Raw genomic sequence first — 22,031 nt, forward strand, 5'->3', positions numbered from 1 at the left:
TTTACACCTCAATGGTGTCTTTAATCCACTTGCGAGTTTGCATCATACCGAGCATCCTTGCGCCGTCACAGAGCTTCTCATCAAGTGCTCAGTAACAGGAGCAAGTAATGCTACCTTGGCTTTCTTCGCCATACCCAACCTTTCCGCCTACCCGCATTGCCATGGACTCGCCCAATGGGCTGCTGGCAGCAGGTGGCGAGCTTTCTCCGCGCTGGCTGGTGGAAGCGTACCGGCGCGGTATTTTCCCATGGTACAGCGATGACGACCCCATTTTATGGTGGAGCCCCGATCCGCGCATGGTACTACGCCCTGAGCAGTTCAAGCTGCGGCGTAGCTTAGCAAAACGACTGCGCAATGGGGGCTTTAACATCACCGTTAATCAACAGTTTGAACACGTCATTAATGCCTGTGCTGCGCCACGCGATGAAGACGCAGGCACCTGGATCACCGTTGATATGTACAATGCCTACGTAGCGCTTCACCGTCTAGGGATTGCACACAGTATCGAGGTCCATCACGCCGGCCAATTGGTAGGTGGCCTTTATGGTTTAGCGATGGGACCGGTATTTTTCGGCGAATCGATGTTTTCGAACATCGCCGATGCCTCTAAAGTGGCCCTTGCTCACTTGGCGGGCGCTATGCAGGCACATGGCGGCAAGTTGATTGATTGCCAAATGCACACACCGCACCTTGCAAGCATGGGTGCGACAACAGTCGCCCGAGAGACGTTCATCAACTATCTTGAACAGTGGTTGCCCGAAGCGGCGTTTAATGTGTCATCACATGAGGCATTGTCAGTGCCTGCATCCCCCTGGCTAGAAGCGGTATCGCGCTATAACACCCCGTGATGCTGGCTGGGTTGGGTTAATTTATCAAGGAGGCAAGCTTTGAGTAGTAATACTCCGCGTCGGCCGGTGCGGGACCTGCGCTTCTTCCTTACCGTGCCTCATGCCTGCAGCTATTTACTCGGCAAAGAAGCGACAACGCTTTTTCTTGACCCGCAAGAGTCTCCCGTTCGGGGCGTATATGACTCGCTGGCGCTACTCGGGTTTCGGCGCAGTGGTCGGCATCTCTACCGGCCCCACTGTGAAAACTGTAATGCCTGCCAGTCCGTGCGTATTCCTGTGGAGCCCTTTGCGCCCAACCGCTCCCAGCGCAAGGTGTGGCGCCGGAACGCAGATATCACTACCCGCGTCGTCCCTGCACGCTATGAGGCGCGACACTATGAGCTCTATGCACACTATATTCGCCATCGCCATGCCGATGGTGACATGTACCCACCCAATCGTGAACAGTACCGCACGTTTTTAACTCTGGAGGAGCCGTATGCCTACCTGCTGGAGATGTATGCAGGCTCGGAGCTGGTGGCCGTATCGGCATTTGATCAGCTAGAGCATGGTCTTTCGGCCATTTACACGTTTTTTGGCGTTGGCGATGCACTAGACAGGCGCTCTTTAGGCACCCTTGCTATCCTTCAGCTCATTGCGCTGACGCGTGAAAAAGGCCTGTCCCACCTGTATTTAGGGTACTGGATCGAAGAGTGTCGTAAAATGCGCTACAAGCAGGATTTTTCTCCCATTGAAGTGCTGGATGGGCGTTATTGGCGGCCCTTAATTCGCTAAAGCCAGCAAATTAAGCCAGCTTTTTTGCCTTGACGACGGGCTTACGGCACAATATAGCGCTGTTTCTTAAGTGTCAGCCTTCTGGCCCTTAAAACCTGAAACGGTTTTGGTTTGCTAACTACGTTAAATAAGTGAGGATCTGCCTATATGGCACGCGAAGATCATATTGAAATGGAAGGTGTTATCGTTGATACCCTTCCCAACACCATGTTCCGTGTTGAGCTTGAGAACGGTCACGTTGTAACCGCTCATATCTCCGGCAAAATGCGTAAAAACTATATCCGCATTCTGACGGGCGATAAAGTGAAAGTGGAACTAACGCCGTACGATCTTTCCAAAGGCCGCATTGTCTACCGTTCGCGCTAAGCCTTTATAACGCCTTTTTTGTCAGCACGCGGTACGGCGCCGTTACCTGTATACGGCTACCTGTCTGCACATGACAACGCCCCGTCGAAGACAGGGCGCTGTGCATTTCTACGGCATGATTAGGCGCTACGCACTAAGGCGATCTTAGCGCCCTTTTCAGGGCGCATCCGCCATCTCAGTCTCGGTGGAGAGATGCAGCTCCCCCTCCTCCAGACTGACATGCACAATACCGCCATTATCGGCCAACTCGCCAAACAGAATCATTTCAGCAAGCGGCTTTTTCAGCTTCTCTTGAATCAAGCGCGCCATGGGGCGAGCCCCCATATCCGGATCGTAACCTTTCTCGGCTAACCAGTCCCGGGCCGCATCATCAACCTCAAGCTGTACACGTTTCTCGTCCAGCTGCGCCTGCAGTTCAATCAAGAACTTGTCGACCACGTTACGCACAACAGTCGTCGGTAACGCATGGAACTGAATGATACCGTCCAAGCGGTTACGGAACTCCGGCGAGAACGTACGGCGGATAACTTCCATCGCATCGGTTGAGTGATCCTGGCTTTGGAAACCGATAGAGCGACGCGAGGCCTGCTCGGCACCTGCGTTAGAGGTCATGATGACAATAACATGGCGGAAGTCAGCTTCACGTCCGTTGTTATCGGTCAGGCGGCCATGGTCCATTACCTGCAGCAGCAGGTTAAAGACTTCCGGGTGCGCTTTCTCAATCTCATCCAACAACAGGACGCAGTGCGGCTGCTTGGTCACTGCTTCGGTTAACAGCCCGCCCTGGTCATACCCGACATAGCCGGGAGGCGCACCGATCAAGCGCGAGACGGTGTGACGCTCCATGTATTCCGACATATCAAAGCGCACAAGCTCGATACCCATGATATGGGCAAGCTGCTTGGCCACTTCGGTTTTACCTACCCCCGTCGGCCCAGCAAACAGGAAGCTACCTACCGGCTTATCGGGCGATTTAAGCCCTGCGCGCGAAAGCTTGATAGCGGCAGAGAGCGTATCAATGGCTTCGTCCTGCCCGAACACCAGCATTTTCAGGTCGCGGTCGAGCTTCTCAAGCAGCTTGCGGTCCGAGCTTGAAACGCTCTTCGGCGGAATGCGCGCGATAGAGGCCACAATGGCTTCCACCTGCTCTACATCAATGGTGTTTTTGCGCACCTCAGGGGGTAATAGCCGCTGGTGAGCGCCCGCCTCGTCAATGACGTCAATGGCCTTATCCGGCAAATGACGATCATTGATGTAACGATCGGCCAAACGTGCTGCGCTTTCCAGCGCACCATCTGTGTACTTAAGCTCGTGGTGCTCTTCAAAGCGAGAGCGCAATCCTTTAAGAATCTTGATCGTATCGTCAACCGAGGGCGCGAGTACGTCGACCTTCTGGAAGCGACGCGCCAATGCACGATCTTTTTCAAAAATACCGCGAAATTCCTGGAACGTCGTGGAGCCAATACAGCGCAGCTCGCCTGAGGAGAGCAGCGGTTTCAGCAGGTTAGAGGCATCCATTACGCCACCAGAGGCAGCACCCGCACCGATAATCGTATGAATCTCATCGATAAACAGTACGGCATTGGGCTGCTTGCGTAGCTCGCTCAGCAGGCTTTTTAGACGTTTTTCAAAATCGCCGCGGTATTTGGTTCCGGCAAGCAGCGCGCCCATATCCAGCGAATAAACTACGGCGTCTGCAATAACGTCCGGAACGTCTTCTTCAACGATACGCTTGGCAAGGCCTTCAGCCACAGCGGTCTTGCCTACGCCAGCCTCGCCGACTAGCAGCGGGTTGTTTTTACGCCGACGCGCCAGAATCTGCACAACGCGTTCAAGTTCGTGGTCACGGCCAATCAACGGGTCAATTTTGCCCAAGCGGGCCTGCTCGTTCAGGTTAGTGGCATATCCGGTCAACGGATGCGCACCACCTTCACTTGCACCCTCTTCGACCTCCTCACCCTCTTGCGATGATGACGGCGCCTCGCCATGGCCTGCTACTTTGGAAATACCGTGGGCGATGTAGTTAACCGCATCGACACGGGCAACGCTTTGCTGCTTGAGGAAATAGACCGCCTGGCTTTCCTGCTCAGAAAAAATGGCCACCAATACATTGGCGCCGGTAACTTCGCTTTTGCCTGACGACTGAACATGGAAAACCGCCCGCTGTAGCACACGCTGAAAACCAAGCGTTGGCTGCGTTTCACGGTCCCCATGGCCTTCGGGAATAAGCGGTGTGGTTGAATTAATAAAATCCTGCAGATCGGACCGCAGCTTGTCGAGGTTTGCCCCACACGCTTTTAAGACATCAACTGCTGAGGCATTGTCCAGCAACGCTAACAGTAGGTGCTCAACGGTCATGAACTCGTGGCGCTTTGAACGGGCCACGGTAAAAGCCGTGTTCAGGGTCAGTTCAAGTTCTTTGCTCAGCATGGCAGTCCCCTTTTCGCTACTACCTAGGGCATTTCGCCACCTAGGACTTGCGTCGGATCAATTTAGTCGACCGGCACTTTCAACATCGGGTACAAATGGCAGGGTTGCAAGCCTCACCGACAAATTTTTATCAACCCTTTCAATTTGCGGCTTCAATATCACTCATTAACGGGTGTTCGCATTCACGTGCATACTCATTAACCTGATGGCATTTGGTCTCGGCAATGTCTCGTGTAAAAACACCACAGGTCGCTTTTCCTTGAGTATGCACCGCCAGCATTGTTTGCACCGCTTTTTCGCTATCCATACTGAAAAATTCTTGCAGCACTTCAATAACAAAATCCATGGGCGTGTAGTCGTCGTTATGCAGCACGACTTTGTATAGAGGCGGTTGTGCTAAAGCGGGCTCAGCAGACTGAGTCGCTACATCCCCATCATCAGGCATTTCAGGCCGCGTCATGCCGGCCATCGCATATGACATTGCGGTTACATCAACCGTCGTCATACCGAACATTGTCATATCAAACATTGGAATAGACATAGATCGCACTGTTGGTTCTCTCAAGACGCATAAAACGACCTAGTCGGGACGACTCCACCTTTGCAGCCGCAAGGGTAACCCGTCAAAGACTATGACGCTTAAGTTCTACAAGGGTTCACGTGGCATCAAAAATATCATACTTCAAAAGTCAAAAACCCCCGTTCTTTATTGGAACGAGGGTTTCGCTTTCACGCCCCCATTAACGAGGGCATTTTGGCCTTAACCTTTTGCCACCACGGCTAACGCTTCGTTCAGCGTTTTGCTCGGGCGCATGGCCTGGCTTGCCAGCTCACCGTTCGGACGGAAATAGCCCTGAATATCAACGGCTTTTCCTTGAACATCGTTAAGTTCTGCAACGATGGTTTGCTCATTGGCTTCCAGCTTCTCGGCCAACTGAGCAAACAGCGCTTTCAGCTCAGCATCGTCATTCTGAGCGGCCAACGCCTCTGCCCAATAAAGTGCCAGGTAGAAGTGGCTACCACGGTTATCAAGCTCACCAACCTTACGTGAAGGCGACTTGTTGCTATCCAGGAACTTGCCGTTGGCTTCATCAAGCGTCTTCGCCAGCACAGTGGCACGTGCGTTGCCGAAGGTGCTGCCCAGGTGCTCAAGCGATGCCGCCAGCGCGAGGAATTCGCCCAGCGAGTCCCAACGCAGGTGGTTCTCTTCCAGGAACTGCTGAACGTGCTTGGGAGCACTACCGCCCGCGCCAGTTTCAAACAGACCACCGCCATTCATCAGCGGAACGATAGACAGCATCTTCGCGCTGGTGCCCAGCTCCATGATCGGGAACAGGTCGGTCAGGTAGTCGCGCAGCACGTTGCCGGTGACAGAAATGGTGTCTTCGCCTTTGCGGATACGCTCAAGCGATACCGCCATGGCATCAACCGGCGCCAGGATACGGATATCCAGGCCGTTGGTATCGTGATCGTTAAGGTACGCTTCTACCTTCTTGATCAGCTGCGCATCATGAGCGCGGTTAGCATCCAGCCAGAAAATAGCCGGAACGCCGCTTTCGCGCGCACGCGTAACAGCAAGCTTCACCCAGTCCTGAATCGGCGCATCTTTGGTCTGGCACATACGCCAGATGTCGCCTGCTTCAACGTCATGGCTAAACAGCGTGTTGCCGTTTTCGTCCGTCACCACCACGGTGCCATCGGCAGCGATCTGGAAGGTTTTATCGTGGGAGCCGTACTCTTCGGCTTTTTGCGCCATCAGGCCCACGTTAGGCACGCTACCCATGGTGGTCGGGTCAAACGCACCGTGCTTTTTGCAATCTTCGATCACCGCTTGGTAGATAGTCGCGTAGCAACGATCGGGAATAACCGCTTTGGTGTCGTGCAATTGGTCATCGGCACCCCACATTTTACCGGAGTCACGAATCATCGCCGGCATGGAGGCATCGATGATCACATCAGAAGGCACGTGAAGGTTGGTAATGCCCTTGTGAGAGTTCACCATCGCCATCGGCGGGCGCTCTTGGTAAAGCGCTTCGATATCACCTTTGATAGCGTCTTGCTGGTCGCTGGGAAGCGACTCAATGGCACTGTAGAGATCGCCAATACCGCTATTAGGGTTAAATCCAGCTGACTTCAGCGCATCGGCGTGCTTTTCAAGTGCGGCTTTGTAGAACTCTTCAACCACGATGCCGAACATGATCGGGTCGGAAACCTTCATCATGGTGGCTTTCAGGTGGAGCGAGAACAGTACGTTGCGCGCCTTGGCATCGCTGATTTCGCTGTCGATAAAGCTGCGCAGGCGGCGGCTGCTCATGCAGGCTGCATCAATCACTTCGCCTTCAAGAACGGCCAGGCCTTCTTTTAGGACAGTTGTGGAGCCATCTTTTTGCTGCAGTTCAATCTTGAGCTTGCCGGCTTTTTCCATAACGGCGGATTGCTCGCTGCCGTAGAAGTCGCCTTCGCTCATGTGAGCCACGTGAGACTGAGAGTCGCTGCTCCACTCGCCCATGCGATGCGGGTACTTGCGCGCGTAGTTCTTGACCGACTTCGGCGCACGGCGGTCAGAGTTACCTTCACGCAGCACCGGGTTTACCGCACTCCCCTTGGCCTTATCGTAAGCCGCCTTGATAGCTTTTTCTGCGTCGTTTTTAGGCTCTTCCGGGTACTCCGGCAGCGGGTAGCCTTGGCCTTGAAGCTCTTTGATCGTGGCTTTCAGCTGCGGGCCAGAGGCGCTGATATTGGGCAGCTTAATAATATTGGCTTCAGGCGTAGTCGCTAACTTGCCAAGCTCTGCCAGGTCATCACTAACGCGCTGCTCGTCGTTAAGCAGGTCAGGGAACTGGGCCAGCACACGTGCTGCCAATGAAATGTCGCGTGTCTCGACTTCAATCCCGGCCGGGTCTGTAAAAGCATCGATAATCGGTAACAGGGAATATGTCGCGAGCGCAGGGGCTTCGTCGGTGAGCGTATAAATGATCTTCGGCGTTTGGGACATTTTTGCGTTAACCTCTTTTCTCTGTCGCTTTAGTTATAAAATACTAAGCTACGCGGCTCATTCGACGATAGACCGTGCCGCGAAGCGCGCTAAGCAGCTCAATCTGGCTGCCTTGATATCACTTCGGTGGTGTTGACGACGACTCCAGCGGTCACGCAGGAGTATACCAGCGCTGCACTTTAACCGCATGAGAGATTGTCGACAAATCCGGCGCAAGATGTAAGAGACGTTATGAGCAGCCTATATTTACTCCACAAACCCTACCGCATGCTCTCCCAATTTACCGATAACGAAGGGCGAGCTACCCTTGCCGATGTTATTAAGGTGCCCGGTGTTTATGCGGCTGGACGACTTGATTATGACTCTGAAGGTCTCCTGTTACTTAGTGATGACGGCGCGCTCATCCACCGAATTGCGCACCCTCGCCACAAGCAACCCAAAACCTATTGGGTACAGCTTGAAGGCCAGGTCGACGACACCGCGCTTAATGCGTTGCGGGCCGGGATTACCTTGAAGGACGGCCCTACCCGCCCTGCCAAAGCTCGACTAATAGCGCCACCGGCACTTGCCCCCCGCGAACCGGCCATCGACCCCAAGCGCCACCCCTCCACTAGCTGGTTGGAACTGACCATTAGCGAGGGCCGTAACCGCCAGGTACGCCGGATGACCGCCCATGTCGGGTTTCCCACACTACGCTTGATTCGTGCCTCGATAGGCGCCTGGCAGTTGGGTGATTTACAGCCTGGTGAATGGCGCAAGGAAACCCTGCATGCCCCAAGAAAGGCGCCAAGCCCCCAGCGCTCGGGCAAATCGTCTGCCTCGCGCCAGCGAAAGCCCTCATGAGCGCTACTCGAAGCAGTGCCATTCACAGTACGGCCGCCTGTGTTATTCAACATCACGACCGCTTTTTACTGGTTGAAGAAGCCAAGGGCGGCCCAACTACCGTTTTTAACCAACCGGCGGGGCATATTGAGTTGGGCGAAGGCCCTATGGCGGCAATCGTACGGGAAGTGCAAGAAGAGACGGCCTGGCAGGTGACGCTTACGGGCTATTTAGGTCTGTATGTTTTTCACGCAAAGAGTGGGCAAACCTTTCACAGCCACGGGTTTCTTGCCGAGCCGCTTAAGCAGCAAGACACCCCACTGGACCGTGACATTGTGGCGACCCACTGGCTAACGCTTGACGAAATTCGCGCCTTAAAAGACGCAAACCGCTTAAGAAGCCCCTTGGTACTCAAACGCATTGAGGACGCTATCTGCGAACGCTGCTATCCATTAAGCGTCATTCAAGAGTGAAGCACTCGAAGCACCAACCCCCCATCGTGTATAATCACCGCCCAATTGCATACCACTTCAACCGAGGATGCCAATGACATCCACCAATGGCTCGCCCACTACCGAGGCGCCCGCCGCAGGCAAAGTAATTGTCGGCATGTCGGGTGGCGTCGATTCGTCTGTCTCCGCTCTTATCCTGCAGCAGCAGGGTTACGAGGTGGAAGGCCTGTTCATGAAGAACTGGGACGAAGACGACGGCACTGAATACTGCACGGCAAAGGAAGACCTTGCCGACGCCGAAGCAGTATGTGCCAAGCTGGGCATCAAGCTGCATACGGCCAACTTTGCCGCCGAGTACTGGGATAACGTGTTTGAGCACTTCCTGGAAGAGTACAAGGCCGGGCGTACACCCAACCCCGACATCCTGTGCAACCGGGAAATCAAGTTCAAGGTGTTTCTTGAGTACGCCGAAATGCTGGGCGCCGAGAAGATCGCCACCGGCCACTATGTGCGTGAAGGACAGGTTCGCCAAGGCACCAGTGGTGTTCGCCCGCGCCTGCTTAAAGGGCTGGACGGCAACAAGGATCAGAGTTACTTCCTGCACGCGGTGCCCGAAGCGGCTATCGCCCGCACGCTGTTCCCGGTGGGTGAGCTGGAAAAACCCGCCGTTCGTGCGCTTGCCGAAGAACACGACCTGATCACCGCCAAAAAGAAAGACTCCACGGGCATCTGCTTTATCGGCGAACGGCGCTTCCGTGACTTTTTACAGCAGTATCTACCCGCGCAACCCGGCAAGATTGAGACACCTGAAGGCGATGTAATTGGCGACCACATGGGGCTGATGTACTACACCCTGGGGCAGCGCCAAGGGCTGGGGATTGGCGGGCTGGCCAACTACTCCGAAGACCCATGGTACGTAGCGATAAAAGATTTAGAGCGCAACGTACTGGTCGTGGTACAAGGCAAGCATCATCCGCTACTTTTTTCGGATACGTTGGCCACCGAGGCCATGGACTGGGTCGCAGGCGAACCACCCGCAGCGTCAGGCCGGTTTACCGCCAAAACCCGCTACCGGCAGAGCGACTGCCCCTGCGAAATGCGCACGTTGCCCGATGGCGGCGTTGAAGTGACGTTCGATGACCCGCAGTGGGCGGTGACGCCCGGCCAATCGTTGGTACTTTACGATGGCGATATCTGCTTGGGCGGCGGCGTCATTCGCGCGACATGGAATGCCACGGAGACTGCCGCATGAGCACCCCCACTCCCATTCACCGGGCGCCTGACTCACCCGCTATACGCCAGGCACTTGCCCTGGCCGGTGTGTTTCAAGCAGCCAGCCTGGTGGATGAGCTAGCGCGCACCGGCCAAGTGGATACCCGCTCCTGGGACACGCTGATTGAAGCGACCGTGGATACCAACCCGGAAAGCTTTGAAGCGATCTATGGCGGCCACCCCAACAACCTGCGCCGTGGCCTTGAAACGCTTGAGGCGCTGGTAGGCCGTAAGCAGGCCAACCCGGTAGTGCTGCGCTACGGTTTTACGATTTTACTGGTCATGAATAAGCTGCGCACCAACAACGACATGATGGATTCTCTGGGCCAGCACCTTACCCGTATTCAGGGTCAGGCCGAACACTTTAGCGCTACCCATGAAAACGTCATCTCAAGCCTCGGCGAAGCTTACAAGGAGACGGTTTCCACGTTTAAAACGCGCATTGTAGTGCAGGGTGCCCCCTCATTACTGCAAAGCCGTATGATGCCGGAACGCGTGCGTGCCTGCTTATTGTCAGGCATTCGATTTGGGCTCTTATGGCATCAGCAGGGTGGACGCCGCTGGAAGTTGATTTTTCAGCGCAAAGCTCTGCGCCGTGCGCTGGATAGCCTCGGTTAACGCTTTTAAATGGCGGATATTGCGCCTCTTTACTTTTTCCCGACTCACCTGTTCTTGAACTACTTGGAAACGATGCCATGCAACTCTCCGCTTTGACTGCTCTCTCTCCTGTTGACGGTCGCTACAGCGCCAAAGCGTCCGCGCTGCGCGAACACTTCAGTGAATTTGGCCTGATACGCGCCCGCGTAATTGTGGAAGTACGCTGGTTGCAGCGCATGGCGGAGCACCATCAAATCGTTGAAGTGCCGCCTCTCTCCGCCGAGGCGACCGCCTTTCTTGAGCAATTAGTGGGTGAGTTTTCGATTGCTGATGCCGAACGTATCAAAGAGATTGAGCGGACGACCAATCATGATGTGAAAGCCGTCGAGTACTTCCTGAAAGAGAAAATTGCTGGCAACGCCGAATTGAACGCAGTGACCGAGTTCATTCACTTTGCGTGCACCTCGGAAGACATCAACAACCTGTCTTACGGTGTAATGCTGGCCGATGGCCTTAAAGCACTGTTGCCTACCATGCACGAAGTAGCCGATGAAGTGGCTAAGCTCGCGATTACCCACGCTGCTCAGCCGATGCTCTCGCGTACCCACGGCCAAACGGCAAGCCCCACCACGCTTGGCAAAGAAATGGCTAACGTGGCCTACCGCTTAAAGCGCCAGCTCAAGCAGATCGAACGCGTTGAAATTTTGGGAAAAATCAACGGCGCCGTTGGCAACTATAATGCTCACTTGACCACCTACCCCGACATCGACTGGGAAGCCAATGCGCGCACCTTCGTCGAAGGGCTGGGACTAAGTTTCAACCCCTACACGACGCAAATTGAGCCGCACGACTACATTGCCGAGCTGTTCGATGCGGTATGCCGTTTCAACACCATTTTGATCGACTTTGATCGTGACGTTTGGGGCTATATTTCGCTGGGTTACTTCAAACAGCGCACGGTTGAAGGCGAAATCGGCTCGTCTACGATGCCGCACAAGGTTAACCCTATCGACTTTGAAAACTCGGAAGGCAATCTCGGCCTGGCGAACGCCGTGCTTGCTCACCTGGCGCAAAAACTGCCCATTTCCCGCTGGCAACGCGACTTGACCGACTCCACCGTGCTGCGCAATTTAGGTGTAGGTTTGGCATATGGCCTGATTGGCTATCACGCCAGCTTAAAAGGCATCAGCAAACTGGAAGCCAACCCTGAGCGCTTGGCCGCCGACCTGGATAACAGCTGGGAAGTGCTGGCCGAGCCAATTCAAACCGTTATGCGCCGCTACGGTATTGAAAAACCCTACGAAAAACTTAAAGAGCTGACACGTGGCAAGCGTATTGATCAGGCAGGCTTTGCCGCCTTCATTGATACCCTTGAGCTGCCAGACGACGTTAAAGCAGCGCTTAAAGAGCTCTCCCCGGCAAGCTATATTGGTAATGCACAAGCGCAAGCTGAAGCACTTACTCAACGCCTGGGCAGCTTGTCATAAGCGCTGCGGCCACTCAATTAGGATACCGCCATGAGCCAACACGATAAGCCACTTACCCTGCTGGGCGATTTAACGCCCGAGGACTTCCTGGCCCACTACTGGCAACAGAAACCGCTGCTGATTCGTGGCGCTATACCTGACTTTCTAAGCCCGATTGATCCTGATGAACTGGCGGGCCTTGCTTGTGAACCGGGTGTAGAAGCGCGCCTGGTAGAAGAAAAAGGCCCCGACAGGGCCTGGCAGGTTTCTCATGGCCCGCTTGATGAAGCTACGTTTGAGCGCCTGCCTGAAGGCCACTGGAGCCTGTTAGTGCAGGCGGTTGACCACTATGTACCGGCGGTTGCTGCGCTGATGGATGAATTCGACTTTCTGCCACGCTGGCGGTTAGACGATATTATGATCAGCTATGCACCGCCAGGTGGCAACGTCGGCCCGCATATCGACCAGTACGATGTCTTTTTACTACAAGCCAGCGGTCACCGCCGTTGGCAGCTGGGGGGTAAGCAGTCCGATGACGCCCCGATTATTCAGGGCATTGACCTGCGTATCCTGGAAACCTTTGAGGTTGAACCAGACTCAGACTGGACATTGGCACCAGGCGATATGCTGTATCTTCCGCCGGGTTGGGCACATCACGGCGTCAGCCAGACCGATGACTGCATGACGATTTCGGTAGGCTTTCGCGCACCCTCTGCCGATGAGTCCATTACCTCTTACGCGGATTACCTGGGCGAGCAGTTGCCCGCGTCAAAGCGCTACAGCGATGCGGGCATGGCACCCGCAAGCCAGGCCGGCGAGCTGGATGATGCGGCTATCGAGCGCATGCGCCAGTTTATGCTGTCAACGCTGGACAATCCTGAGCAAATGGCACAGTGGTTTGGCCGCGTGATGACGCAACCCAAGTACATGGATCAGGTCGCTCCACTGGAGTCGCCGTTGGATGAAGCAGCGCTGGTCGCGCATCTGCAAGCGGGTGAACCGCTTTTTGCAATGCCCGGTTCACGCTTTGCCTGGCGTAGCGATTCGCGCGGCACCACGCTGTTTGTCGATGGCGATGGTCATTCCTGCTCTGAAGCACTTGCCAAGCGCCTATCAGAATCGGCTCCCTTCTATGAAGACGTTCTTGAGCTTGATGGTGCGGCGGCGTTACTTACCCAGTTGGTTAACACTGGCAGCATGGGCTTTATGGATGAAGAAGAGGACGAAGAGTAGATCCAGCACCTACCCAACGTCTCTCAATATTGAGCACCAAACGCCATCTTCGGATGGCGTTTTTTATGGGCCGGTGACGCGCCTGACGAAAAACGACTACACAAACACGCCATTTTGTTAACCCTCTGTCGTCAAGTTACAACCCCGTCTGCCTCCAAGTGTCAATTGTTGAATCCCTCCTTGTCGTCAATAGTTATTGCACTGCAGCGCTACCAGGTATCTCTGCCTAGACAGAAGCCATGCCTTACAGCCGGTAGACGCTGATAACGTTTTCGCAAGCGCAGCACAAACACAACCTTGCGAAGTGCTGTTTAACCCTGGAGGAATTGCTCATGTCTGGACTACTCAACGATATTAAAGCCATCGCTCAATTACGTGAGGCCCAAAGCGGCAAGTGGGAGGCGATTAAGCCTGAACATGCAGCGCGGATGCGTGCTCAAAACCGTTTCCATACAGGGCTCGATATTGCGCGCTATACCGCCAAGATAATGCGCAATGACATGGCTGCCTACGATGCCGATACGGCACAGTACACGCAGTCGCTAGGCTGCTGGCACGGTTTTATTGGTCAGCAGAAGATGATCTCCATCAAAAAGCATTTCGGCACCACCAAGCGCCGCTACCTCTATCTTTCGGGTTGGATGGTCGCTGCCCTACGTTCCGAATTTGGCCCCCTGCCCGACCAGTCCATGCATGAGAAAACCTCGGTCGCCAACCTGATTGAGGAGCTTTACACCTTCTTGAAGCAGGCCGATGCCTGGGAGCTTAATCATCTTTTCCGCGCGCTGGATGACGCAAAATCCAGCGGTGACAGCGCCAAAGAGCAGGAAGTCATTAGCAAAATCGACAATTATGATACTCATATCGTGCCTATTATTGCCGACATTGATGCCGGTTTTGGTAATGCGGAAGCCACCTATCTGCTAGCGAAGAAGTTTATTCAAGCCGGCGCATGCTGCATTCAGCTCGAAAACCAGGTGTCCGACGAGAAACAGTGCGGCCACCAAGATGGCAAGGTCACGGTTCCGCACGAGGATTTTCTAGCCAAAATTAACGCAGTCCGGTACGCGTTTCTTGAGCTCGGCGTGGAAGATGGCGTTATCGTTGCTCGTACGGACTCGCTGGGCGCTGGGCTGACCCAGAAGATTGCCGTGACCCATGAACCAGGCGACCTCGGCGATCAGTACAACAGCTTTCTGGATGGTGACGTTATCGAGAATGCTGCCGATATCAATAATGGCGATGTGGTTATCAAGCAACACGGCAAGCTGGTCAAACCCAAGCGTTTGGCATCAGGCCTTTATCAGTTTAAAGCTGGATCGGGTGAAGACCGCGTCATTCTTGACTGTATTACCAGCCTGCAAAATGGCGCCGACTTGCTGTGGATTGAAACGGAAAAGCCCCACGTTGGGCAAATTGCCAGCATGGTCAACCGTATCCGCGAAGTGGTGCCCGATGCCAAATTGGTTTACAACAACTCGCCCTCTTTCAACTGGACGCTCAATTTCCGCCAGCAGGTGTTCGATGCCTGGCAAGCCGAGGGTAAGGATGTGTCCGCCTATCAGCGTGACAAGCTAATGAGTGTCGAGTACGACACTACCGAGCTTGGCCAGTTGGCGGATGAATGGACGCGCAATTTCCAGCGTGACTCATCCCGTGAAGCGGGTATTTTTCACCATCTTATTACGCTGCCCACCTACCACACTGCGGCGCTTTCAACCGACAACCTGGCCAAGGGCTACTTTGGTAAAGAGGGTATGCTGGCCTACGTACAAGGTGTTCAGCGAGAAGAGATTCGCCAAGGAATTGCCACGGTAAAACATCAAGATATGGCAGGCTCTAATATTGGCGATGACCATAAGGAGTTCTTCCACGGCGACGCAGCGCTTAAAGCGGGCGGCAAAGATAATACAATGAACCAGTTTGGCTAATGTAGCCGTACCCGCACTCCACGACGAAGTATCTTTATCTCAGGAGGCTTTTTAGCCTCCTTTTTTTATTGTTAGATATGCACACTGTTTTCTTATTCTCTGTCTACACTGGGATTTACGGCCTTTTGATATTCTCTGGTCTTAATTAGTCAATTCAGTTACTTTTTATAAACATTGCACTACCCTTGAAGCACCTGATTATACTTTTTTAAGCTGCATACCTTGGAGGTTTTAATGAAACGTTTACTACCTGTTGCTGCGTTAAGCATCCTGACCTTGGCCGGGTGTGCCAACACTGCCCCCTATTCAGGTGATGTGTATCGCGGCAACCAAGCTAAAACCAGCCAAAGCGTTACTTATGGAACCATCGTAGCGGTAAGGCCCGTACAAATTCAGGCAGATAGCCGTGCGGGAGGCTTGCTGGGTAGTGGCGGTGGCGCCATTATTGGTGGTCTGTTGGGTAGCCAAGTGGGTGGCGGTTCAGGTCGTCAGTTGGCAACTGTTGCCGGCGCTCTGGGTGGCACGATTGCGGGCACCGCTGCTGAAGACCGCGCCAACCGCATCAGCGCACTGGAAATGGAAATCCGCCTTGATGATGGCAGCGACGTGGTGGTGGTACAAGGAGCGGATCACGCCTACCAGGCAGGCCAGCGTGTTCGCCTGATCGGTAGTGGCTCAAACGTAAGCGTCGCTCCGTATTAATAGCGCTTCGCCGATAGGCTCGGGTTGATAGGTCTCAGGCTTGTCGCCAGGTAAGATGAACATTTACCACGTTAAGTGAGCTATTCGTTTTAACGCAAAAAAATGCCCGGCTATCTTTAGCCGGGCATTTTTATGTTCATAGCGGCAATGACATTCGCCGCTTGATAGCTTAATTAGTGTGACATATTGCTCGCCCAACCGGCCAGTTTCACAATGACCCAACCAACCAACGCCAGCAAAATAGTCACAAGCAAAATATCCACCGGACGAACCAGCGTTGTTGCGCCTAATACAGCCAGCGTCGTTACCCACAAGTAGCGATTATCGCCGTGGCTTTTCATCACGCCAGGCAAAAGCCGGTCCAGGCCTTGGCTGAGGCCATTGCTCCACTTCTGATTGGCAAAGTAGGCAATCAGGACAAATGCAATAAGCCAAATAAAGAAGATTGTCATGCAAGCTCCAGTGAATGTGATCTTAAAAAGGGAAAAGTTGTTGGCTTAGAGTATCCCCGGTGACTGCAAGGCGCAACACCACTATTAACGATCAGGCGTAAAAACCCGGTTTACCCCCTGACAAGCCACGCCTCACGCGTTACCATATTGGGACATGCACTCACCGAAAGGTTATCCAATGCAAATTGCGCAAAACTCGGTTGTCGCGTTCCACTATACCCTGACCAACGATGAAGGTGAGGTGCTCGACAGTTCCGAAGGCCGTGAGCCGCTCACGTATCTTCATGGCGCTGGCAACATCATCCCGGGCCTGGAGAAAGAGCTGGAAGGCCGCGCAGCGGGCGACAAGCTGAACGTTAAAGTATCCCCCGAAGAGGGCTACGGCGAAGTCCAAGAGCAGCTGGTACAAGAAGTACCGCGTGATGCTTTTCAGGGCGTTGAAAACATTGAGCCGGGCATGCAGTTCCAAGCCCAGACTCAAGGTGGCCCGCTAATGGTGACCGTTAAGAACATCGAAGGCGATACCGTCATCGTTGACGGCAATCACCCGCTGGCAGGCCAGCAACTTAACTTTGACGTTGAGATTGCAACCGTACGTGAAGCAAGCCAGGAAGAAACCGAGCACGGCCATGTGCACGGTGAAGGTGGCGTTGAGCACTAAGTGCCCACGTTTGCTAAAAAGGCAGCCTGCGGGCTGCCTTTTTTATGCCTTCATTAAAGGCAGCAACGGCGCTCGAAACAGCACATTCCTAGCGTGATGGTTAACGTAACCGTTAACAGAATCCACGAAGCCCAGGTCACACCAAGCCAGCCAGCTCCCTGCCAAAAAGGCTCCAGCCAGAAGCCACCGAGACTTGCGCCCACGTAATAAAACACCAGGTAAAGGGCTGACGCACTGCCACGCGCGCCTTGGGCATAACGCCCCACCCAGCTGGACGCCAGTGAGTGCGTTAAGAAAAAACCAAACGCATTAATCGTTAGACCGACAATAATTAGCACCAGCGAATCATGCAGAGTGACGGCGGTACCTGTCATCAGAATCGCCACGCCTGCCATCATGCAAGTAGCCGGAGACGTGCGCTCGGCCAGTCGGCCAGAAATAGCCGATGCAAAAGTGCCACCCAAATAGGTCAGGAAAATCAGCCCCAGCCCGCTCGCTGCCAGCGCATAAGGTGTAGCGGCCAAGCGAAAGGTGATGTAGCTATATTGATTGATAAAAATAAGAAAATTGATGCCGCCCAGGCAGTAGGCTGCAAGCAGCACCGGGTTGCGCAAATGCCCGGCCAGGTCTACCAGCGCGCGGCGAAGCTGAAAACGCTTGGGCTCAAACGCATGGCTATTAGGCAATAAGCGCCAAAATACTGCGCAGCCAACCAGCGTCATCGCCCCAACCACAATAAAGGAAGCGGAGGGCCCACCTATCTCCGCGACGGCCCCCCCTACGACCCGACCGCTAATACCGCCTAGCGTATTGGCACCAATATAGAGCCCTACGGCGCTTAGCAGCGCAGACTTTTCAAAGGCATCGCCCATCCAGGCAATAGCAACGGCGGGTAGGCCGCCTAATACAAATCCCTGAACCAAGCGAAGCAGTAGCAGACTTTCAAAGTTCGGAGCAAATGCCAGCGCCAGCGAACAGCCCCCCGCCAGCAGTAGCGTGATACGCATAATGCCTTCACGGCCTATCGCATCGGAAAGCGGTCCAAAGACCAACAGGGACAAGGCAAGCGACAGCGTAGCAACCGACATCAGCAGGCTGACGCCTAAGGTAGACACCTCGTAGGCCGTTTTAAGCTCGGGCAGTAACGGTTGAGGAACATACAGATTAATAAATACCAGAAATGACCCTAAACACAGGGCCATTGTTGCTCGCCACCAAGCACGTGTTTTGGCTTCAATCATGCCATTCCCAGGAGTAGACAACTTGCGGGGCTGGAAGCGAAACGCCAACAGCCCTGCCCCTTCACGGAGTGAAGTTACTGCCTAAATAAGCAAGGTTGGTGGGTTCCAGCGCCCGACGCGACTGCCAGTAATAACGCTGCCAGTAGCTGTTATCCAAACTGGAAATGATGACGCCTTGTGAGGTAGAGGCATGTAAAAAGTAGCCATCTCCGACATAGATGCCCACATGATTATAACGCCCTGGCGGACGGAAGAAAACCAGATCGCCCGCCTGCAGCTCTTGGCGGTCGATCGAGCGTCCCTCATGTATCTGGCCCGAAGTGGAACGGGGTAGTTCTAAATTAAACGTATCGCGATAAACATTACGTACCAGCGCCGAACAGTCGATTCCTCGTTCTGACGTCCCGCCGATGCGGTAAGGCGTCCCCGACCATCGCTGGTGCTGTTCCAGTAGTGCCTGACGCACCAGAGTCGGTGGCGGTGTCTGAAAACTACGTAACTGGTCTAACGAATTACTGACGGGTGACATCTGAGGACTAACGCCTTTCGCCATTCCTGGCAGCGTCATCGAGAAATAGTCCTCGGGCGGCTCGATAGATTGATGCGAAGAGCCTGCACAGCCAGCCAGAAAAGCAATGACAACACAAACACTTACAACACGGACAGCGGTCACAGCGGGGTGTGGCAACGCAACCATGCGATTAACCTCGTACTATTATGGTGAAGGTAGGGTAATTAACACGCGTTAAACTATAAGCTAGACAATGCATGGTTGGCGAGCCTCAATGTAATGTTCGTGAATCACCGGGTAAGGTGTCGATATGCAGCGGCGCAAAATGGCGCGGTTTATTACCCGGAAAATCGAGGCTTGCCCAAGGGCCCGCAAGGATCGGTGCACCGCACACCCAAGCCACCATGGCTTGACGAAACCCGGCTAAAAAGCTGTCACGTTCGGGCGTTTCACCCATAAAAAACGAGAATCCAGCATACATTCCTGCGGCGTACTCTTGCCAGCCAGCATAGTGATCAGCCGCCAAATGGTACGCACGGTCCAGCACCTCGGCAAATGCCTGACTTTCCAGCCAACCCAACTGCCGGGCAGCGATCGCCAAATCGACAAGCTGAGCAATATCCCATGCGGCCATGTCAACATCATTACAGCTATCTTCATTACCCTGCACACGCCGTAGGCGAAGCAGATGGTGGCGATCTTCTTCGGCACAGTCACCCGATTCCAGAATCGCGATTTCGGCCTCTAGACGCTCCGGGTTCAGCGTATAGGGCGCATAGTTGATCTGATACTCCTGGCGGTCGCCAGCCTCCAACATAAAGGTTAGAAACTCTTGCATATCGGCAGCACTGCTCAAGTGATAGTGACTCTCCACCCACTCTTTAATGTCCGCGCACTCGCGCGCACTTTCTGGCTGAGGCTCACTCCACACGGCACTATTAAGCGGCCCAACCAGTGACATGGCCGTAAAATGGGTAAGCGTTGGCCGTCCGCCTGGCTCGCACCAGGCATCGGGGCGCCAGTCCAGCCAGTAAAAGAGGCTCCCTGGATCTTCCAGGTGCCAAGCAATCTCGTTAATTAACGAGGTATGCTCAGGCTCCGGCAAGCAACTTTCCCAGGCAAACCAGGCTTCCAGCAACCGCTTGGGGTTAGGGTAAAAACGACACAAACAGCTACGTAGTTCACGGGCATAAGCAAGCAGCGGCTCACGCTCGAATAAACCACTATCCAGCGACATGTGCAAATAGAAGGCAAACTTTTCCGCCATATGGATAGTGGCCGCATGACGGCTGACACCCTTCACCGCATTACGCTGCTTCAACTCGTCTGACGCGGGCTGACCAAACAGCGTGTGTGATGGCGGCAACACGCCGTGCACCGCATCGGCCGCTAACTGATTAAGATGATGTGCCTGGGCAGGCAACCAGTAACGGGCGAGAACAGCGGGGCCCTCATCCGCATGCAGGCCAAGCGACTCTAGAAGGTAAAGCGCGGCATCTGCTCGGCGCTGCTCGGCAATGGGTGCACCGGGGTTTAGCTGGCGCAGCATGACATCGGGTTCACGTACCCCCGCTAACGCCAGCAGCCAGTGATGGGACGTATTGCGCCACGCTTTGACACGCTGTTGTGATGCTTGGCGACTCGTCTCATTCAACAGCGTAGAGGGCGGGCAGGCCCATGGGCTATGCGCGGCGTTGAGCAGTAAGGCGTGATGAGGGTTAGGCGTCATATCGCGTCGGTCGACACCCTCAAAAAGGCTCTGACCTCGCATATAGGCTTTTAGAATAGCGCGCCAGTCGTGGTAGCGATGATTCATTAGGTCCGCTGCGTGGCATGCAAGATCATCTGCTTCTGCCTGGCTTAACCAACCACAGCAAGCACCGGCCCAGGCAATCTCCACCAGCCGCAGCCAGTCCCACGCGGCCCACTCAAGCGGCTCGCCTTGGCTTACAAACGCGTTGAGGACACCCGCGTAGGGCGAGTCTTCTATTTCATCCTGCTGCCAAGCAAGCCGTTGGGCGTTATCCATCCCCAGCAGCTCACGGGCTTCAATATCCCAGCGCTGGCGCTCTCCCTGAGCGCTCAGCCATAGCGCCACTTCGAGTAGCTGCTCGCGGTCATTGATCTGCCAAATGCGTTCAAGCCATTGGTCGGCTTCCGGCCAATCGGCTCGGTTTGCGGGGTAGCTAATAACGGGGCGAAACAGCGCACATAAACGCCACACCTGCGCTTCTGCCGCCTGGGGCCATAACGGCGCCGGCGCGGGCAACTGTGCCAGCGTATGTTCAAGCCTTAGCCAGGTAATCCCTTCGTCTTCGCTTTCCAGTGCTGAGAGTGCCTGGCAAGCGTCAATAAAACGATCATCCGCGCCGGTTTCCCAGCCCTTGGCGCCCAGCACCCGGCGCAGCTCTGAAAGCCAGCCACGTAAATCGCTGTAGTCAGCGGTAATACGGCGGATAACATGGTGCGCCCAGGCATGAGCCTGATCGGCATTTAACCACCCTGCTGCCCCGGCCAACGCCGACCACTCAAGCGCGCCCAATAAGCGGTCTGCTTCTCCTGTCGAAGCGCCTAACGCATGAAAAAGCTGTTCGGCCAGCTCGTTACGGCTGGTAATACCCAGTTGCAGCAAACGCTGCTCAGCAGCTTGCGTATCCACCGAGAGCGGATGCGGGGTAAATGCCCAATCACACAGCACCAGCTGTTGGGCCCACCAAGCGTTTAACGCGTCGACCAAGAGACACCTCGAAACAAAAAATCTACCAGCAGTGCGCTAGAGCAAAGCGCCTTAGTGTAACGGAAAGTGGTGGCAAGACCGATAGCTAAACTGACCGATTGGTGCAAAACGACACTGCCCGACACAAGGCCGGGCAGCAAATGATATCGAACCAGTGCGCCGCTTAAGCACGGCGTCTTTTATTTAACGCTACGCACTTCGCACTTTACTAATAACCCACAGCAGTACGACAGCCCCTACCGTAGCGGTCACTAGCGAGCCAATAAAGCCGCCCGCCTGCAAGCCTAGCAAACTAAACAAAAAGCCACCTAACACGGCTCCAACGATACCCACACCGATATTGCCCAGGATGCCGAAACCGCCGCCGCGCATGATATTGCCAGCGATCCAGCCAGCCAAACCACCAATAATTAACCACGCAATAAAGCCCATAGTGCCTCCTTGATATCCACTTTTCAGGGTTTTACCTATGTCTCTTACCTGCCAACCTAGGCGTTTTACCTACTCATTATGCTTGTCCTACCATAGCACACAGCGCGAC

The 22,031-nt window shown here is 54.5% G+C and carries 20 protein-coding genes; 12 read left to right on the forward strand and 8 right to left on the reverse strand.

All coding sequences use genetic code 11. The features are described from left to right. The first annotated feature begins 107 nt into the window (after positions 1-107). The 3 genes from aat (at position 108) to infA (ending at position 1,988) form a co-directional block, all read left to right on the forward strand. Positions 108-848 carry a leucyl/phenylalanyl-tRNA--protein transferase gene (gene aat / locus INT20_RS07750; RefSeq protein WP_193056734.1) on the forward strand — a complete coding sequence of 247 codons (741 nt, stop codon included), beginning with the start codon at positions 108-110 and terminating at the stop codon, positions 846-848. Between the two features lie 39 nt (positions 849-887). Further along, a complete protein-coding gene (locus INT20_RS07755) occupies positions 888-1,622 on the forward strand; it encodes an arginyltransferase (protein WP_193056735.1) in 735 nt (244 codons plus the stop codon). Positions 1,623-1,769: 147 nt separating this feature from the next. Further along, the gene (infA, locus tag INT20_RS07760) at positions 1,770-1,988 is read left to right on the forward strand and encodes a translation initiation factor IF-1 (protein ID WP_007111068.1); all 219 of its coding nucleotides are present in this window, start codon (positions 1,770-1,772) and stop codon (positions 1,986-1,988) included. Between the two features lie 156 nt (positions 1,989-2,144). Here the strand turns inward: infA and clpA are convergent, their stop codons facing one another. The 3 genes from clpA to INT20_RS07775 all read right to left on the reverse strand — a co-directional run bounded on the left by clpA (position 2,145) and on the right by INT20_RS07775 (position 7,413). Beyond that, complete coding sequence (gene clpA / locus INT20_RS07765; protein WP_193054839.1) at positions 2,145-4,418, reverse strand: ATP-dependent Clp protease ATP-binding subunit ClpA; 2,274 nt, start codon at positions 4,416-4,418, stop codon at positions 2,145-2,147. A 139-nt stretch (positions 4,419-4,557) separates the two neighbouring features. Beyond that, complete coding sequence (clpS, locus tag INT20_RS07770) at positions 4,558-4,863, reverse strand: ATP-dependent Clp protease adapter ClpS (protein ID WP_087106453.1); 306 nt, start codon at positions 4,861-4,863, stop codon at positions 4,558-4,560. A 315-nt stretch (positions 4,864-5,178) separates the two neighbouring features. Continuing rightward, positions 5,179-7,413: an NADP-dependent isocitrate dehydrogenase gene (locus INT20_RS07775; protein ID WP_172117181.1), complete on the reverse strand. Its 2,235-nt coding sequence runs from the start codon at positions 7,411-7,413 to the stop codon at positions 5,179-5,181. A 231-nt stretch (positions 7,414-7,644) separates the two neighbouring features. On the opposite strand from INT20_RS07775, the gene INT20_RS07780 reads away from it, so the two are divergent. The 8 genes from INT20_RS07780 to INT20_RS07815 all read left to right on the forward strand — a co-directional run bounded on the left by INT20_RS07780 (position 7,645) and on the right by INT20_RS07815 (position 15,888). Continuing rightward, the gene (locus INT20_RS07780) at positions 7,645-8,256 is read left to right on the forward strand and encodes a pseudouridine synthase (protein WP_193056736.1); all 612 of its coding nucleotides are present in this window, start codon (positions 7,645-7,647) and stop codon (positions 8,254-8,256) included. Continuing rightward, positions 8,253-8,708 carry an NUDIX domain-containing protein gene (locus INT20_RS07785; RefSeq protein WP_193056737.1) on the forward strand — a complete coding sequence of 152 codons (456 nt, stop codon included), beginning with the start codon at positions 8,253-8,255 and terminating at the stop codon, positions 8,706-8,708. Before INT20_RS07780 ends, INT20_RS07785 begins: the two co-directional genes overlap by 4 nt. Positions 8,709-8,781: 73 nt before the next feature. Then, positions 8,782-9,939, forward strand: coding sequence for a tRNA 2-thiouridine(34) synthase MnmA (mnmA, locus tag INT20_RS07790; RefSeq protein ID WP_193056738.1), 1,158 nt, complete (start codon positions 8,782-8,784; stop codon positions 9,937-9,939). Continuing rightward, a complete protein-coding gene (gene hflD, locus INT20_RS07795) occupies positions 9,936-10,577 on the forward strand; it encodes a high frequency lysogenization protein HflD (protein ID WP_193056739.1) in 642 nt (213 codons plus the stop codon). Before mnmA ends, hflD begins: the two co-directional genes overlap by 4 nt. Before the next feature lie 77 nt (positions 10,578-10,654). Further along, on the forward strand, positions 10,655-12,043 hold the full coding sequence (gene purB / locus INT20_RS07800; protein WP_193056740.1) for an adenylosuccinate lyase: 1,389 nt from the start codon (positions 10,655-10,657) through the stop codon (positions 12,041-12,043). Positions 12,044-12,073: 30 nt separating this feature from the next. Beyond that, positions 12,074-13,255, forward strand: a complete 1,182-nt coding sequence (locus INT20_RS07805; RefSeq protein WP_172117186.1) for a cupin domain-containing protein — start codon at positions 12,074-12,076, stop codon at positions 13,253-13,255. A 332-nt stretch (positions 13,256-13,587) separates the two neighbouring features. Then, positions 13,588-15,186, forward strand: coding sequence for an isocitrate lyase (locus INT20_RS07810; RefSeq protein ID WP_172117187.1), 1,599 nt, complete (start codon positions 13,588-13,590; stop codon positions 15,184-15,186). A gap of 234 nt (positions 15,187-15,420) precedes the next feature. Then, positions 15,421-15,888, forward strand: a complete 468-nt coding sequence (locus INT20_RS07815; protein ID WP_087106221.1) for an outer membrane lipoprotein — start codon at positions 15,421-15,423, stop codon at positions 15,886-15,888. A gap of 173 nt (positions 15,889-16,061) precedes the next feature. Here INT20_RS07815 and INT20_RS07820 read toward each other — a convergent pair whose 3' ends face one another. Beyond that, entirely contained in the window at positions 16,062-16,340 is a 279-nt protein-coding gene (locus tag INT20_RS07820; protein ID WP_192527804.1) for a hypothetical protein, read from the reverse strand. A 178-nt stretch (positions 16,341-16,518) separates the two neighbouring features. Between INT20_RS07820 and INT20_RS07825 the strand changes: the two genes are divergently transcribed. After that, positions 16,519-17,001 (forward strand): FKBP-type peptidyl-prolyl cis-trans isomerase, encoded by a 483-nt coding sequence (locus INT20_RS07825; protein WP_172117189.1) that lies wholly within the window; start codon positions 16,519-16,521, stop codon positions 16,999-17,001. 53 nt (positions 17,002-17,054) lie between these two features. On the opposite strand, the gene INT20_RS07830 is transcribed toward INT20_RS07825, so the two are convergent. The 4 genes from INT20_RS07830 to INT20_RS07845 form a co-directional block, all read right to left on the reverse strand. Next, a complete protein-coding gene (locus INT20_RS07830) occupies positions 17,055-18,242 on the reverse strand; it encodes an MFS transporter (RefSeq protein WP_193056741.1) in 1,188 nt (395 codons plus the stop codon). 61 nt (positions 18,243-18,303) lie between these two features. Then, the gene (locus INT20_RS07835; RefSeq protein ID WP_172117191.1) at positions 18,304-18,939 is read right to left on the reverse strand and encodes a C40 family peptidase; all 636 of its coding nucleotides are present in this window, start codon (positions 18,937-18,939) and stop codon (positions 18,304-18,306) included. Between the two features lie 85 nt (positions 18,940-19,024). Next, complete coding sequence (locus INT20_RS07840) at positions 19,025-21,490, reverse strand: DUF1266 domain-containing protein (protein ID WP_193056742.1); 2,466 nt, start codon at positions 21,488-21,490, stop codon at positions 19,025-19,027. 189 nt (positions 21,491-21,679) lie between these two features. Then, positions 21,680-21,922 carry a GlsB/YeaQ/YmgE family stress response membrane protein gene (locus INT20_RS07845; RefSeq protein WP_192527808.1) on the reverse strand — a complete coding sequence of 81 codons (243 nt, stop codon included), beginning with the start codon at positions 21,920-21,922 and terminating at the stop codon, positions 21,680-21,682. Positions 21,923-22,031 lie beyond the last annotated feature (109 nt).

It is taken from the genome of Halomonas citrativorans (assembly GCF_014898005.1).
GTDB classification, from domain to species: Bacteria; Pseudomonadota; Gammaproteobacteria; order Pseudomonadales; family Halomonadaceae; genus Vreelandella; species Vreelandella citrativorans.